The sequence below is a fragment of the Polynucleobacter corsicus genome (assembly GCF_018688255.1).
GTDB lineage: Bacteria > Pseudomonadota > Gammaproteobacteria > Burkholderiales > Burkholderiaceae > Polynucleobacter > Polynucleobacter corsicus.
Genome location: NZ_CP061314.1, coordinates 1,765,092 through 1,781,229, shown reverse-complemented (window position 1 = coordinate 1,781,229; position 16,138 = coordinate 1,765,092). Strand labels below are relative to the sequence as shown.

Annotated in this window: 14 protein-coding genes; 6 read left to right on the top strand and 8 right to left on the bottom strand. The window is 46.2% G+C overall.

Annotation, left to right across the window (positions count from 1 at the left end; all coding sequences use genetic code 11):
* Positions 1-24: 24 nt before the first annotated feature.
* The 3 genes from purE to C2747_RS09140 are packed head-to-tail and all read left to right on the top strand — an operon-like array spanning position 25 to position 2,805.
* Positions 25-519 carry a 5-(carboxyamino)imidazole ribonucleotide mutase gene (gene purE, locus C2747_RS09150; protein ID WP_215331453.1) on the top strand — a complete coding sequence of 165 codons (495 nt, stop codon included), beginning with the start codon at positions 25-27 and terminating at the stop codon, positions 517-519.
* Between the two features lie 4 nt (positions 520-523).
* Entirely contained in the window at positions 524-1,708 is a 1,185-nt protein-coding gene (locus C2747_RS09145) for a 5-(carboxyamino)imidazole ribonucleotide synthase (RefSeq protein ID WP_215331451.1), read from the top strand.
* 2 nt (positions 1,709-1,710) lie between these two features.
* Positions 1,711-2,805 carry an L-threonylcarbamoyladenylate synthase gene (locus C2747_RS09140; RefSeq protein WP_215331449.1) on the top strand — a complete coding sequence of 365 codons (1,095 nt, stop codon included), beginning with the start codon at positions 1,711-1,713 and terminating at the stop codon, positions 2,803-2,805.
* Here C2747_RS09140 and dacB read toward each other — a convergent pair.
* The 4 genes from dacB to C2747_RS09120 are packed head-to-tail and all read right to left on the bottom strand — an operon-like array spanning position 2,751 to position 8,230.
* A complete protein-coding gene (dacB, locus tag C2747_RS09135; protein WP_215331447.1) occupies positions 2,751-4,307 on the bottom strand; it encodes a D-alanyl-D-alanine carboxypeptidase/D-alanyl-D-alanine endopeptidase in 1,557 nt (518 codons plus the stop codon). The genes C2747_RS09140 and dacB overlap by 55 nt on opposite strands.
* 38 nt (positions 4,308-4,345) lie before the next feature.
* On the bottom strand, positions 4,346-6,772 hold the full coding sequence (locus C2747_RS09130) for a response regulator (RefSeq protein ID WP_215331445.1): 2,427 nt from the start codon (positions 6,770-6,772) through the stop codon (positions 4,346-4,348).
* Between the two features lie 7 nt (positions 6,773-6,779).
* Complete coding sequence (locus C2747_RS09125; protein ID WP_046330786.1) at positions 6,780-7,403, bottom strand: response regulator transcription factor; 624 nt, start codon at positions 7,401-7,403, stop codon at positions 6,780-6,782.
* Entirely contained in the window at positions 7,403-8,230 is an 828-nt protein-coding gene (locus tag C2747_RS09120) for a diguanylate phosphodiesterase (protein WP_215331443.1), read from the bottom strand. Before C2747_RS09120 ends, C2747_RS09125 begins: the two co-directional genes overlap by 1 nt.
* 318 nt (positions 8,231-8,548) lie before the next feature.
* Between C2747_RS09120 and C2747_RS09115 the strand changes: the two genes are divergently transcribed.
* The 3 genes from C2747_RS09115 (at position 8,549) to oxlT (ending at position 11,996) form a co-directional block, all read left to right on the top strand.
* Entirely contained in the window at positions 8,549-8,839 is a 291-nt protein-coding gene (locus C2747_RS09115; protein WP_015421939.1) for a co-chaperone GroES, read from the top strand.
* 26 nt (positions 8,840-8,865) lie between these two features.
* Positions 8,866-10,515, top strand: a complete 1,650-nt coding sequence (gene groL / locus C2747_RS09110; protein WP_215331441.1) for a chaperonin GroEL — start codon at positions 8,866-8,868, stop codon at positions 10,513-10,515.
* Between the two features lie 212 nt (positions 10,516-10,727).
* Positions 10,728-11,996, top strand: coding sequence for an oxalate/formate MFS antiporter (oxlT, locus tag C2747_RS09105; RefSeq protein WP_251374749.1), 1,269 nt, complete (start codon positions 10,728-10,730; stop codon positions 11,994-11,996).
* Between the two features lie 92 nt (positions 11,997-12,088).
* Here oxlT and C2747_RS09100 read toward each other — a convergent pair whose 3' ends face one another.
* The 4 genes from C2747_RS09100 to C2747_RS09085 form a co-directional block, all read right to left on the bottom strand.
* The gene (locus C2747_RS09100) at positions 12,089-13,054 is read right to left on the bottom strand and encodes a Bug family tripartite tricarboxylate transporter substrate binding protein (RefSeq protein WP_215331439.1); all 966 of its coding nucleotides are present in this window, start codon (positions 13,052-13,054) and stop codon (positions 12,089-12,091) included.
* Positions 13,055-13,162: 108 nt separating this feature from the next.
* Positions 13,163-14,530 (bottom strand): NAD(P)(+) transhydrogenase (Re/Si-specific) subunit beta, encoded by a 1,368-nt coding sequence (locus tag C2747_RS09095; RefSeq protein WP_215331437.1) that lies wholly within the window; start codon positions 14,528-14,530, stop codon positions 13,163-13,165.
* Between the two features lie 34 nt (positions 14,531-14,564).
* The gene (locus C2747_RS09090) at positions 14,565-14,903 is read right to left on the bottom strand and encodes a proton-translocating transhydrogenase family protein (protein ID WP_215305241.1); all 339 of its coding nucleotides are present in this window, start codon (positions 14,901-14,903) and stop codon (positions 14,565-14,567) included.
* Between the two features lie 24 nt (positions 14,904-14,927).
* On the bottom strand, positions 14,928-16,058 hold the full coding sequence (locus tag C2747_RS09085; protein ID WP_215331435.1) for a Re/Si-specific NAD(P)(+) transhydrogenase subunit alpha: 1,131 nt from the start codon (positions 16,056-16,058) through the stop codon (positions 14,928-14,930).
* Positions 16,059-16,138: the final 80 nt, after the last annotated feature.

Here is a 16,138-nt window from a genome sequence, read left to right as displayed (position 1 = left end):
AGATCAGGGCATTTGGAGAGGTCAATGAGCAAAAAGCCAATAGTCGGAATAGTAATGGGATCCAATTCAGATTGGGACACCATGCAGCACGCCGCTCAAATGCTAGAGCAATTCGGTATTGCTCACGAGGCTAAAGTGGTTTCCGCTCATCGTATGCCAGACGACATGTTTATCTATGCAGAGAATGCTTCCAAAAATGGCCTCAAGGCGATTATTGCTGGTGCTGGTGGTGCTGCGCATTTGCCGGGCATGTTGGCATCAAAAACAATTATTCCGATTTATGGCGTGCCAGTTGCTAGCAAATATTTACGTGGCGAAGACTCTCTTTATTCCATCGTACAAATGCCTAAGGGTGTTCCGGTAGCGACGTTTGCGATTGGTGAGGCTGGGGCTGCAAATGCAGCCTTACATGTGATTGCTAATTTGGCAGTCAATGACCCTGCTCTAGCAAAACAGCTAGAAGAGTTTCGTGCAAAGCAGTCCGATACTGCACGCTCCATGAATTTACCGGGATATTAATCAGATGGTAGATCGTTTGGAGCCCATCTTGCCGGGCTCGTATTTAGGAATTTTAGGTGGCGGTCAATTGGGGCGAATGTTTACGCAAGCCGCTCAAGCAATGGGTTACAAGGTCTGCGTTCTGGATCCCGGATCAGATAGTCCGGCCGGCTCCATTGCGGAAAAATTTATTCAAGCGGATTACACCGACTCCGCTGCTCTGAAAGAGATGGCAGCATTATGCAAATCCGTCAGTACGGAATTTGAGAATGTTCCTGCACAAGCTTTAGACGAGCTCGAATCTTTAGGTGTCTTTGTAGCGCCTCGCAGTAGTTGCGTATCTTTGGCACAAAATCGCGTGGCTGAGAAAAAATTCTTAGCCACCTGGAAAGCGGAAACCAATATTGGTCCAGCACCTTACTGCGTCATCGAGCATGATGCAGATATTGCGCATGTTCCTGTAGATTTATTTCCCGGTATTCTGAAAACGGCTCGCATGGGTTATGACGGCAAAGGTCAAATCACCGTTTATGACTCTGCCAATCTAGTCGATGCTTGGGCCCAATTGGGTAAGGTGCCTTGTGTTCTTGAAAAGCGCATGGATTTGGATTTTGAAGTGTCCGCTTTGGTGGTACGCGGGTACGACGATGCGGTAGTGGCTTATCCCGTATCTCAGAATATTCATCGTGACGGTATCCTGCATACCTCAACCGTGCCAGCTCCATCACTGAAGCCTGGTCAAGAGAAAAAAATTATTGAAGCCGCTAAAGCGCTGATTCGTAAGATTGATTACGTGGGTGTATTGTGTGTAGAGTTCTTTGTGCTTAAGAGTGGCGACATCATTGCCAATGAAATCGCCCCACGTCCGCATAACTCAGGCCACTACACTATGGACGCTTGTGTCAGCAGTCAGTTTGAACAGCAAGTCAGAAGTATGGCTCGCTTACCTTTGGGCGACACCCGCTTGCTAGCACCAGTCTCTATGCTCAATCTCTTAGGAGATCTTTGGTACGAAGGTAGCGAAGATAAAGCGAGAGAGCCTGCTTGGGATCAGGTGCTTGCTCATCCAGATGCCAAGCTACATCTTTACGGTAAATCCGATCCGCGCATAGGTCGTAAGATGGGTCATATTAATTGCTTAGGTGAGTCGCTTAACCAGGCACGTCAAAATTGCGCAGCCGTCGCAGTTGAATTAGGGATCGAGCCCTAGCAATGTCCAGTGACAGTAGCGCACTGCATTCATCTGCGGTAATTAACGAAGCAGTACAAACTTTGCGAGATGGTGGCTTGGTCGCCTTTCCGACTGAGACCGTTTATGGCTTAGGGGCAGATGCAAAGAACCCTGATGCAATCAAACAAATTTTTACTGCCAAAGGTAGACCTTCCAATCACCCACTCATTCTTCACTTAGCAGCCCCGGATAAGTTCGATCAGGCTCAAGTGGATTGGGTGCCGGTGCTAACGCCTTGGGTAAGGGATTTATCGGAAGATGCATTAAAGCTGATTAATACTTTTTGGCCAGGTCCACTAAGCTTAGTCTTTAAGAAAGATAAAAGCGTTTTGAATGAGCTGACCGGTGGTCAAGATACAGTAGCCATTCGGGCACCGGCTCACCCGATTGCAAAAGAGTTACTCCGTAAATTTAAGTGCGGGGTGGTTGCGCCTTCGGCGAACCGTTTTGGAAAAGTATCGCCAACTAGTGCCGCTGATGTCCGCAGTGAGTTTGAAGGCATATTGGATCTCATGATTTTGGACGGCGGCGATTGCGAAGTGGGGATTGAGTCGACCATCCTGGATTTATCTTCTGGCGATCACCCAGTGTTATTGCGCCCAGGACTCATTACTCCAGGAGAAATTCTTTCTAAGACGGGCATCAAAGTCTATTTACCTGGTGAAAGTAGTTCAATAGAGCAGGGCGGTGATGTACCGAGGGTCTCTGGCAGTCTCCGTGCCCACTACGCCCCTACTACTCCATTAAGAATGTATGCCCCAGGTAGAGTCTTGGATGCTCTGAGTGAGTTTCCAGATATCAAGTCACGGGTAGCGGTTGCGGTTTGGGATTCAGATTCTTCATTAGGTGAAGATGGGCATCCATCAGTACATTTTGAAGAGTTTGTTGTGCCCAGTAATAGCGCTGCCTTTGCTAGTCGCTTATATCGTTCTCTGCGTGATTTGGATCAACAGGCTTGGGACCTCATTTTATTTCCGGAGCCGCCAGCAGGCGAGGAGTGGGATGGAGTTCGGGATCGACTTCAGCGTGCGTGTTTTGGTTCTGGGCCATCATTAAGTAACCACGCCAGTAGTTGATCATGTGCCTCTAAACCTCTCCAGGCATTGGGGTGGTTGATGAATGAGGTCACGGCATACATCTTTCCAGACTTACTCATAACATAGCCGGATATTGCCCTGACATCGGCAAGCGAACCTGTTTTGATGCGGGCTTCGGGCTTCTTCTTTGAATACAGAAACTTTCGTAAATGTGCCATGAGGCGATTGCGCATCGTGCCATCTGTCCCAGCAATCGGCAGGCTGTTATAGAAAGTATCTGCTACAGATAGATTGCGAGCAGCGACCAATAATTGCGTTAAATGTTCTGCAGAGATTGCTTCATTGCGAGATAGACCGGAGCCATTTTCAATGACAAGTTCTGGGAACTGAAGCCCTAATCCTTTTAGCCAACTCTGAATCACGAGCTCACCATTTTCAGTGGTTGCCGGTTTGCCCATTTTCTCTAGGGCCAGAGTCAACATGAGTTGCCTGGCCATCACGTTATTGGAATATTTATTGATGTCTTGTACGTCATCAGCCAAAGAAATGCCCTCAAACTGCAGCAGCAGTCTCGACGCTAAAGGAACAGAAGCAGATTTTCCAGTAGGGGCTTGAGCCCAAGTTCCGCCAGCCAGCTCCCAGGCCGCAGCGAATCCCTGCGTAAGAAAAGTATTGGCATCTAAAGCAACGACGTTGTAATTCACACCCTTACAGCTATTTGGGAAGCTCCCCGAAAACTGAGCGGTGAGGAGTTGGTTGGTATTGACGATTCCACCTTCGGGATCTAGGTTAAAACGAATATTACTTTTCCAGCTATCACATGATTGATCGACCAGTTGCATTTGATTGATCACCTTGAGCTGAGAGAGCGGAGGTGTGTAGCTAATATCAATAAAGTCTGCAGTACGCGATTTGCCCAATTGAAATGAGAGGGTTCTAAAAGCGTACAACAGAGGATCTGGCGGCACGTTATAGGCGCGCAAGGATTCCCCATCAATCGTGTTGTGCTCCATGATATTGGGAGCATAGGCACTTCTATCAAAAAATAAATTACCATCAATTTTCTGAATACCCAGATTTTGTAAGGCCTTCATCATTTTGACCATTTCTTCAGGGACTAGTTTTGGATCACCAGTACCTTGCAAATACAAATTACCTTTGAGGGTGCCCTGACGAATAAGTCCATCGGTATAGACATTAGTGCGCCAACGATATTGCGGTCCCAGTACATCTAGACCGGTAAGCGTAGTCAGCAGTTTCATGGTGGATGCGGGATTCATTGCCTGCTTCGAGCGCCAATCTACTTCAGTTTTTGCTGTTATTTTCCCTGGTCGGCCTGGCGCTATTTCTACCACTGAAATGCTGATTGCTTCTGTAGGGATCTGGCTTTTTTCAAGACTGGTGGCTACCGCCTTCGGAATGTACTGAAGGGCAGTATTTTGAGAAACTAGGTCAACGGATTGAGCTTGGCAAGTAATCAGGCTAGCCCATAAAAAGGCCAGCAGAGTGATGAGGGTGAGCGAAGAGGATTTGGGTCGCATTTCCCATAGGATAAACCTTGAAGCTCACCAGTCTATGACTATCGATATTTTTTCTTGTAAGTCACGATAGTTTGGTTTTGCTCTTTTAGAAGGGCGATGAATCTCTCAATGCGCTCTGTAAGTGCCCCATCAACTTCCAGTGACTCGCAGGCATGGATAAATTTAGTAGCTTCCAACAGTTGTGCCCCGCCCTTGACTTTATGAACTAGACTTTGAAAATGGACTTCATCCATTAGGGCTTGATTGCCATCCAATTGCAGTTGATCCAGGGTATCGAGGTGGACCTTCTCAATTTCCTCCAAGATCACGATGATTTGGTGGGGATCATTTTTGATGAGATTAGAGAAGGCATCAAACGAATAGGGCTCAGAAGTAGAGACCGAGCCTTGGCTAGATTCAAAGTAGCGCATGAGTTCATTCTCAAGTGCTCCCAAACTTAATGGTTTGATGAGTACGCCATTCATGCCAGAAGATAAAAATTGATGGCGAGAGTCTAGTGCATAAATATCTGCAGTGACGCCAATAATGATTAAGTCACGATTACCTAGTGATCGGATTTGTTTAGCTAGCTCAGAGCCTTGCATTCCAGGCATGGATTGATCTGTGAGCATGAGATCAAAATGATTATCTCGCATCAACTCTAGCGCTGCAGTGGCACTCTCACACACGCAAGCACTGATACCAAGCGCTTCTAACTGCAAGGACAAAATTTGCCGACTAGCTGGGTGGTCTTCAACTACTAAAGCATGAATGAGAGAATTGTTTCGACCCGGCCTTTTTGATATTAAGTTCTTAGATGATGGTCTGAGCGAATCAAAACCTGGAGCTTGTGCGGCAGCAATGCTGGTTCTAGGAAAGGCCACCGAAAAGTGGACATTGCTTCCAAAGCCTGGCGCGCTCTCAAAATAAAGATGGCTGTTCATAGAATTAACTAAATGATTGGTGATGGTAAGCCCAAGACCTGTCCCCCTCATTTGCTCTGATAGGTAAGACTCTTGTGTAGCTGGTAATTGCTCAAAAGCTTGCAGAGCCAATTTGATCTGGTCGCTCCCCATGCCTGCTCCAGTATCAATCACTCTGAACTCAAGCAATTGGCCAGCATGATCATCGGCGAGGACGCTAATAGAAAAGTACACCTCACCTTCAGCAGTGAACTTAATCGCATTGCTAAGTAAATTCTGCAACACTTGTCGCAGACGTAAAGAATCAATCATGAGAACTTCTGCAAGTCTAGGATCAATCGTAGTGTGGAGTAGCAGATTCTGTTTTTTAGCTACTGTAGAAAATGCCGCATGAATATCCATAATCAATTGATGTGGATTGCAAGGCTCTAGGTTGAGGGTGAGTTTGCCGGCTTCAATCTTAGAAATATCTAATACTTGATTGAGCATACCCAAAAGAGATTCGGCGGAAGCCTGAGCACTCTTTAATAGAGGTTTATCTTTCTTAGGAAATTGCGCGCTACCAAGCAGTAGCTCTTGAACGCCTAAGATGGCATTCATCGGCGTACGAATTTCATGGCTCATGGTGGCCAGAAAGGCAGACTTAGCGGCGTTCGCTTTTTCAGCTAGCTCTTTTGAGTGAAGCAATTCCAGAGCGGTTCGCTTCTGATGAAAATACTTTCTTTGGAGCTGATAAAACATTGCTCCACCAATAATAAAGATCAAGATAGCGCTCAGCCATGGCAGTATGGTGGTTCTTGGTTTGGATTCATCCCCTAAGGCAAAAATTTGGCGTGATGCAATGGGATCTAAGTCTTTTAGAAAGTGGTTTAGTACATCGTGTAGTGGGGCATCCTGGTCTGAGATGAGCCAGCGATAGGCAAATGGATCACGACTATATAGACCATCTATTTTGAGATCTGAATTTTGGGTTTCACGAATCAGTAGCTGTGCCAGGCGTATGGGCATGACGAGTGCCTCGATCTCATTTTTAATGAGGGATTGAATTAAGCGAGTGGGGGATTGTGTTTGCTTATGCTCACTGTGGCCATTAATATCGGAGGGCGAATTTTCAAGACCTCGATCAAAGTAAGCAATCTTTGTATTGGGTGAATCTAGTGTGCTTGAGGCTTTGGTAACGATGGCATCGTGCCCCCAAAAGATAGCATCAGATAAAGAGCCAAATTTCAATACGTGCTTGTTAATATTTGGTGGATCGATCATGAAATCCACCTCGCCCTTACTGAGCTGCTTTAAACCCTCTTGATCCGATTTTCTCCATACTGGGACATATTGCTGTCGTGTGCACTCTTCTATTTTTGATAGCAGTGCTAAAAAGGGTACTGCACCCTTTCGTTCGCTGGACGGCTTTAGATAATTTGCGTATTTTTCGTGAATACTAAATCGCACCACTGGATGGGCATCGATCCATGATTGCTCTGAAGCACTAAAGGGCTCGGCATGCGCCAAACCTGCATAGATAAAGCAGAGTGTAAATACTTTTTTCAATATGAATCGATGCATGCGCTACTTAGCTTTCGATGATGTTGTTCATGCGGCAGAACAGGATCAAATCAGCAATATTGTTAATACCTAGTTTGTCAAAGACTCTGGTCTTGTACGTTGCTACTGTCTTATTGCTAATGTGCAGTAGATCTGATATCTGTTGGTTGGTGTTGCCTTTGCCAAGATACTTCATGACTTGTAGCTCACGATCCGATATCAATGCCAATTTATCGTTATCGCTCAGAGAGGTATTGCCGTTCTTTCCATGAGTGAAGAAGGTATAGCCCTGTGAGATGGCAACGCAGGCGGCCAAAATGACATCAGCCCCAGCAGTCTTGTTCACAAAACCATGCGCACCCAGGGAACGTACTCTGCCACCATAGACCGCTTCATCTAGGCTAGATAGAACCAGAATACGAACCTCTGGATGCATTAAGCCAATCCTACGGATAACATCAAAGCCATCCGTCTTTGGCATATCTAAATCTAGGATCACCATGTTCGGATTGACCTCTTTGATTGAGCGTAGGCACTCTTCACCATGCTGCGCCTGTCCTGCGATCTCAAAAAGCAATTGATCTTGCAACATACTTTTTAATGCCATCAGCATAGCTGGATGGTCATCCACCAACATCACGCGTTTTCTCATTACTTGTCTCCGTTTTGGGTTTTATGAGGGTGCAGCGAAAAAATGGCCTTGGCGATACGGCTATCGCTCATGTGTAGCATTTGATGTCGGCTTACTGGTGGCATCATGAGTCCGCCATAGCTATGGTGTGCCCCCATTGCCATGACATTTTCTAAATCCTTCACCAGGGTGATGTTGCTGGCATAAATTTGGGCGTGGAATTTCTCGCCAAGGGAAATCATTTCATCTGGCAAGCCATCGGCTCGAAATTGCCCCATCTCAATATGAATGCCCTCAGGCTCGATCTCTTCTACCCAGCGGATTTCTGCGCTCGAGCCCGAAAAATCCAGCAGATGGTTCAGAACGCCCAGACGACGCATTCGCAATAAACCTTCCATGCAAGATTCCATGGAGTCAGCATCCTTGAATTTGTGAATTCCCAAGCTCACTAGACCAACAGGGAGTCGTGAGTTCAGAATCAGGTCACTTAAAGCATCTATAAAACTACTGGATGCGAGATGCTGTGCTGGCATAGGTAAGATGCCCGGAATAAAGCGACCGCTGCGGTACCAATACGTAATAGTGTCTAAGCCCTCCATGAACAATCTGAGGAGCTGCGAGTCGGTGGCGGTCAGTAATGGTCGAAATAAAGAGCTTGTCAGCTTAGTTCCTTGGCTATTAAAGATGGGTTCGTTACTAATCGCTTGTCGCTGGGACCAGGATTGGTGTTCTTCTAGCGCTTCGCCACTAAGACCAAGCCAGGGCTGGCCGCAGGCATCGCGTACTTCATGGAAGGGTTTGTTCTTCCAAGCCTTTACAAGCGTGTACAGCCGGGATTTCGGGCTCATCAGCATTCTCCAATCATTGAACAGTCAGTCTAGGCAGGACGGATTGGAGGAGTAAGGGCTTAAGGCTTATTTGTGTGTAGGAATTTACCTACTCGCCTGCCTCCATTATAGAAAGAGTGGGAGACTCTTTTGAAATTTAAGGTGAATTTGCCCTTGAATTCCCTGGAATCAGGCCTATATAATCAGCACTCCCTACACGTGAGTGCTAAAACAGGCTTATTCAGCTGAAAAGCTTGTTACTTTCGTGTTAAGAGAATGCAACATATTGATTTATATTGGTTTTTTAATTAGTTAACACTTACTAACATAGGAGAAGGAATGAATCTGCGTCCTTTACATGATCGCGTAATCATTAAACGTTTAGATCAAGAATCAAAAACTGCCTCTGGAATCATTATTCCGGATGCTGCTGCTGAAAAGCCGGATCAAGGCGAAGTATTGGCAGTTGGCCCAGGCAAGCGTGATGACAGCGGTAAGTTGAACGCACCAGACGTCAAAGTTGGCGATCGCGTGTTATTCGGCAAATATGCAGGTCAAACAGTTAAGGTCGGCAGCGATGAGCTTCTCGTTATGCGCGAAGAAGACATCATGGCCGTTGTGCAGAAGTAATTAGTACCTAAGAAAGGAATTCAATCATGGCAGCAAAAGACGTTGTATTTGGAGATAGCGCCCGTACCAAGATGGTAGAAGGCGTCAATATTCTCGCAAACGCAGTAAAAGTAACTTTAGGACCAAAGGGTCGTAATGTGGTTATCGAGCGTTCATTTGGCGGCCCAATCATCACTAAAGATGGTGTATCCGTAGCAAAAGAAATCGAACTTAAAGACAAGCTCCAGAACATGGGTGCTCAGATGGTGAAGGAAGTTGCTTCTAAAACCAATGACATCGCTGGTGACGGTACTACTACCGCTACTGTATTAGCTCAGTCTATCGTTCGCGAAGGCATGAAATACGTAGTATCAGGCCACAATCCAATGGACTTGAAGCGTGGTATCGACAAAGCAGTTACAGCGGCACTCGAAGAGCTTAAGAAAATAAGCAAGCCTTGCACAACTACTAAAGAAATCGCTCAAGTCGGCTCTATCTCGGCTAATAGCGACCAAAGCATTGGTCAGCGTATTGCTGAAGCAATGGAAAAAGTAGGCAAAGAAGGTGTTATTACTGTTGAAGATGGTAAGTCTTTGGAAGATGAGCTTGAAGTTGTTGAAGGTATGCAGTTTGACCGCGGTTACCTCTCCCCATACTTCATTAACCAACCTGAAAAGCAAGTTGCCATATTAGAAACGCCATACGTTCTCTTGTTTGACAAGAAAGTTAGCAACATTCGTGATTTGCTCCCAGTGCTCGAACAAGTAGCTAAGTCTGGTCGTCCATTGTTGATCATTGCAGAAGATGTTGAAGGCGAAGCCTTGGCAACTTTAGTTGTGAACAACATTCGCGGCATCATCAAGACTTGTGCTGTTAAGGCCCCAGGATTTGGCGATCGTCGTAAAGCCATGTTGGAAGATATTGCAATCTTGACTGGCGGTACAGTAATCGCTGAAGAAATTGGCCTCACACTCGAGAAAACAACTCTTGAGCACTTAGGTCAAGCTAAGCGTATCGAAATTGGCAAAGAAAATACCATCATTATTGATGGTGCTGGCGATGCTAAAGCAATCGAAGCGCGCGTGAAGAACATCCGTGTTCAGATCGAAGAAGCAACTAGCGACTACGACAAAGAGAAATTGCAAGAGCGCGTTGCCAAATTGGCAGGCGGTGTTGCAGTAATTCGTGTTGGTGCTGCTACCGAAGTAGAAATGAAAGAAAAGAAAGACCGCGTTGATGATGCATTGCACGCAACTCGTGCAGCGGTTGAAGAAGGTATTGTTCCTGGCGGTGGCGTTGCTTTATTACGCGCAATGCAAGGTATCAAAGGTCTTAAGGGCGATAATCCCGATCAAGACGCTGGTATCAGTATCGTATTGCGTGCAATGGAAGAGCCAATCCGTATCATCGTTTCTAACGCTGGCGATGAAGCTAGCGTAGTTGTGAATGCGGTATTGGCTAGCAAAGGCAATAACGGTTACAACGCAGCAACTGGTGAATACGGCGACCTCGTAGCTCAAGGTGTGATCGACCCAACTAAGGTAACAAAAACTGCATTAGTTAATGCCGCATCTGTTGCAGCTCTATTGTTGACTACCGATTGCGCAATCTGCGAAGCCCCAAAGGATGATTCCGCTGGTGGCATGCCTGATATGGGTGGCATGGGTGGTATGGGTGGAATGGGCGGCATGATGTAATTGCTGCGCACTTCCTCAGCTATCTAGCTGCAGAAACTAAAACGCCTGGTTCAAAAGACCAGGCGTTTTTTTATTGGTGCAAGTTGGTTCATCAAGTTAATGCGGTCTGCACCAAAGCGGTGATTTGAGCGTAAACCTTTCGAGCCTCCAAGAACATAATGAATTACTAAGTTGTTTTTAGCAATTCCAGTAGTTTAAATAAGGAGACAAGTATGAGTACAACAACAATGAGTGCAGCACCTGCTAGCACTAACCCCCTGAAGTCCAAATGGGTGCAGCTTGCCCTTGGCGTCATTTGCATGATGTCGATTTCAAGCCCCCAGTATGTCTGGGCGCTATTTACTAAACCTATCATGGGCCAACTTGGTGTGACTCTGACTGAGTTGCAGGTAACTTTTTCGATTTTAATTGTGTTGCAAACTTTCTTCTCGCCTTTTCAAGGCTATTTAGTTGATAAGTTTGGCCCACGCCTTTTACTGTCCATTGGTACGATTCTGACTGGTCTAAGCTGGGTGCTTTCAGCTAACCTCACAACTGTTTCCAATCTTTACATTACTTATGGTGTGCTCGGTGGTTTGGGTACCGGTATTGTTTACATCGGCGTTGTAGGCCTCATGGTTCGTTGGTTCCCAAATAACCGTGGCTTTGCAGTAGGCATGGTTGCCGCTGGATACGGCATCGGTGCGCTCTTAACAACCTTTCCAATTGCTACTAGTCTTACTGAAACTGGCTTACAAGGCACATTAACTTTCTTTGGATACATTATTGGCGCTGTAGGCTTGTTAGCTGCGCAAGGTATTCGCGTACCTCACGCTGACCGCGTTCAGACTGCCGGCCAGATTGAAGCGGCTGCATCAGGAATCGCTCCTAAGGTAATGCTGAAGACTCCAGTTTTTTGGTTGATGTTCTTGATGATGTCGATGATGTCTACATCTGGTCTGATGGTAATTTCGCAGATGGGCGCATTTGCAAAAGATTTTGGAATTACTACGGCAATGGTTTTTGGAATGGCTGCCTTGCCTTTGGCATTGACTATTGACCGTGTAACCAACGGCTTAACTCGCCCATTATTTGGTTGGGTTTCGGATAAGATCGGTCGTGAGTACACAATGACTATTGCCTTTGGTCTTGAGGCAGTAGCGATGTTTTTCTGGGTAATGACACGTTCTGACCCTGTGATGTTCGTGATCTTGTCAGGTATTGTGTTCTTTGGTTGGGGCGAGATTTTCTCTTTGTTTCCATCAACTTTGACAGATACTTTTGGTCAAAAGCATGCAACAACTAACTATGGTTTCTTGTACATGGCTCAAGGTGTAGGCTCCATCATTGGCGGCCCGATTGCAGCTTATATTCATGGCGTAACCGAGAGCTGGATCCCGGTATTTGCAATCATGATCGCTTTAGATGCAACGGCTGCTATTCTTGCTTTCTTTGTCCTGCGTCCAATGCGCGCGAAGTATCTGAAGTCGCAAGGAGTATAAAAAGAGAGGCTAATCATTTAATTCATCTTACTCGGCAAAAAGGCTAGCAATTGCTAGCCTTTTTATTGGGGAAATGATGTTACTTAATGAGGTCAGTCGGGCTGAATGCCACCATCTTTAATTACTTTTTTCATCTTCACTAGGCCTTGTGCAATCATTTCTTTGAGATGTTCGGGGCTCAGAGGTGCCAATTCAAAACCTTGCTGTATTAACTGATCACGCAACTTCTGATCTTTTAATGCCAGAGCCAATGAATCATTCAGCTTGGTAACGACTACCGGTGATGTGCCCTTAGGCGCGACAATCGCACCCCAGGTAGAGAACTCATAGCCTTTAACACTCTCGCTGACAGTCGGCGCATTTGGCAGTAAAGGTGAACGCATTTTGCTGGTAATGCCTAACACCTTTAGCTTTCCCGATCGAATATGTGGAAGCACAACAGATAAAGCGCTAATCATCATAGGCACCTGTCCTGCCATGACATCGGTTACTGCTGCTGCCGCACCACGATAGGGGATGTGAACTAATGGTGCGCCTGTGTACTGACGAAAGATCTCCATGCCAATATGCTGTGGTGAGCCATTGCCACCCGAGGCGTAATCAATTTTCCCTGGGTTTTCTTTAGCGATGCGAACTAAGTCTGCAGCTGTGTTTCCTGGAAAGGCTGGGTTGGCTACCATTACGAAAGTGATTGCAGCTACTTCAGAAACTGGCACAAAACTTTGAATAGAATCGTAGTCAATTTTCTTATGCAGATTAGGTAGCATCGTCAAGATACTGTCATTAAATGCACCTAGTACATAGCCCTCTGCATTGGCTTGAGCTACCTTAGTGGCTCCAATTAAACCAGCGCCACCAGGAAGGTTTTCAATCGTGATGGCCTGTCCCAAGTTTTCACTCATCTTTTGCGCAATAGGTCGCATCAAAATATCAACACCACTTCCAGCCTGCAGCGGCATGATCATCTGAATCGGTCTATTGGGATAGGCGTTTTGAGCTTGAGCAGACGTAATCCAAATTAAACCCATTACTAAAATTAAGTGTTTTTTGATCTTCATTTTTTGTCTCGTATTAATATAATTTTTATCGCTCTAGAGGCGTTCCTATATATCTTAATGCAATAAAAAACCGCCCGAAGGCGGTCTTTTACAGAAATGATTTTCTATTTAACTTACGGACTTCACCATATCTTCAACAACCTTCTTCGCATCACCGAAGACCATCATGGTTTTATCCATGTAGAAGAGTTCGTTATCTAAGCCAGCATAACCTGCAGCCATTGAACGTTTATTAACGATGATGGTTTTGGCTTTATAGGCTTCTAAAATTGGCATGCCAAAGATTGGGCTGCCTGGCGTGCGAGCAGCAGGGTTTACCACGTCGTTTGCACCAAGCACTAGCACCACATCAGCTTGACCAAAGTCGCTGTTGATGTCTTCCATCTCAAACACTTGATCGTAAGGAACTTCAGCTTCCGCCAAGAGCACGTTCATATGGCCAGGCATACGACCTGCTACTGGATGAATCGCATACTTTACGGTCACGCCATGATGAGTCAACTTCTCTGTCAACTCTTTTAGTGCGTGCTGAGCGCGGGCAACTGCCAAGCCGTAGCCAGGAACAATCACCACTGTGTCGGCATTCTCCATGAGGAAGGCAGCATCTTCTGGTGAACCAGTTTTGTAGTTCTTTGGACCACCATCATCGGCGCCACCAGTAGAAGCTTCGGCACCGAAGCCGCCAAGCAATACGGCGAGAATGGAGCGGTTCATTGCCTTACACATAATGTAAGACAGAATTGCGCCAGATGAGCCAACGCAAGCACCAGCAATAATCAATACTGGATTGTTTAATGTGAAGCCAATACCCGCAGCCGCCCAACCAGAGTAACTGTTGAGCATGGACACAACCACCGGCATATCTGCGCCGCCGATTGGGATGATCAAAGTCACGCCCAACACTAAGGCAATCGCACACATCACTAAGAATGCTTCATGACTACCTGTCATGAAGTACATGACGCCACCAGAAACCATGGCAATTGCGAGAATGAGGTTGAGTAAGTGCTGGCCAGCAAAGGTCACTGATTTACCGCTGACCTTACCGGACAATTTTCCAAAGGCAATAATAGAAGCAGTAAAGGTGATAGCACCAATAAATGCACCGATAAAGAGTTCAATCTTTTGGGCACCAGTATGGTCTTGGGCTGGATTAAATACTGCTGCAATCGCAATCAATACAGCTGATAAGCCAACAAAAGAGTGCATCAGCGCTACGAGCTCTGGCATCTTGGTCATTTGCACACGTTTAGCAGCAAGTATTCCAATGATTGCACCTGCAACAATCGCACCAATAATCAATGAGAAGACTGGCTTAAAGTCAGGAATCATGAAGGTGGTGATCACGGCAAGCAACATGCCGATCATGCCGAAGGTATTACCTTGACGTGATGTGGTTGGTGAAGATAATCCACGCAAGGCGAGGATGAAGAGCACCGATGAAATGAGGTAGGAAATCGCGGTTATGTTTGACATGATTGTGGTCTCTGTATAGATCTTGTTCTAGTTTTTATTTAGTTCCAGTCGCATCAGCTTTAGGGGCTTTTTTCTTGAACATTTCAAGCATGCGACGGGTGACCATGAAGCCACCAAAAATATTAATTGACGCTAAGAAGACGGCCACTGCACCGATGATGCTGGTGAGAGTAATCTCATCGCCACCAATGACTTCAGTTTGCAGTAACGCGCCAACAATAATGATTCCGGAGATAGCATTAGTCACTGCCATTAGTGGGGTATGCAATGCAGGAGTGACATTCCAAACTACTTGATAGCCAACAAAAATGGCCAAAACAAACACGGTGATGTTTTGGACTGTGAGGATGCTTTGAAAAGCAGCGAGATCCATGATGTTTCCTTTAAATATTCTGTATTAGTTTTTACGGATAGCCTGGCCGTCACGACACATGAGGCAAGCAGTAACGATGTCGTCATCGGTTGGGATAACTAACTTCGCTTCTGGATCAACGATCAGCTTCATGAAATCGAGCAAGTTACGCGCATACAAAGCAGAGGCATCCGCAGCAACCATGCTGGCGAGATTACTGTAACCAATAATCTTCACACCGTTTTTCTCAACAATCTTGTCTTCTTGGGTCAAAGGACAGTTGCCTGATCCATTGTCACCACGACCAGCTGCTAAGTCGATTACGATCGAACCGGGTTTCATATTGGCAACGGTATCGCTGTGCAATAAGACTGGCGGCTTACGACCTGGAATCAAGGCGGTTGTGATGACGATGTCAGCTTGTTGAGCACGTTCCGCAACTAATGCTGCCTGACGTTTCATCCAAGCTTCTGGCATTGGGCGCGCATAGCCACCAACGCCTTTAGCGATTTCGCGCTCTTCATCTGTTTCGTAAGGAACGTCAACAAACTTAGCGCCAAGAGATTCAATTTGCTCTTTAGCAGCAGGGCGCACGTCAGATGCTTCGATCACAGCACCTAAACGCTTTGCAGTTGCAATGGCTTGGAGGCCAGCAACACCGGCGCCCAAGATCAGCACGCGTGCTGCTTTAACGGTTCCGGCTGCAGTCATGAGCATCGGCATAAAGCGCTGATACTCATTAGCAGCAACCATCACCGCTTTGTACCCTGCGATGTTGGCTTGTGAAGACAAGACGTCCATGCTTTGTGCACGAGTAGTGCGTGGAGCAGCCTCTAATGAGAATGCAGTCACACCTTGGGCGGCCATCGCAGCGATGTTGTCGTTATTAAATGGATCGAGCATGCCAATAAGCACGCTACCAGATTGAATTTGCTTGAGTTCTGCCGCTTCAGGTGCGCGCACCTTTAGGACGATCTCTGCACTAAAGGCATCTGCTGCGCTACCAATCGTCGCGCCAACAGCTTCATAGGCAGAGTCAGGCTGGCTGGCTGTAACGCCCGCATCTTTTTGAATAACAACTGTATGGCCTTGACCAATCAGTTTCTTAACGGTTTCCGGTGTGGCGGCAACTCGAGTTTCCCCGTGTCTAATTTCCAGCGGTACTCCTATGCGCATGGCATGTCTCCAAAAGCAAATTTTTCAAAAAATCTATTTTAGTTAGTTAGGTGAAAATCTACCTATCTATTTACCCTTAA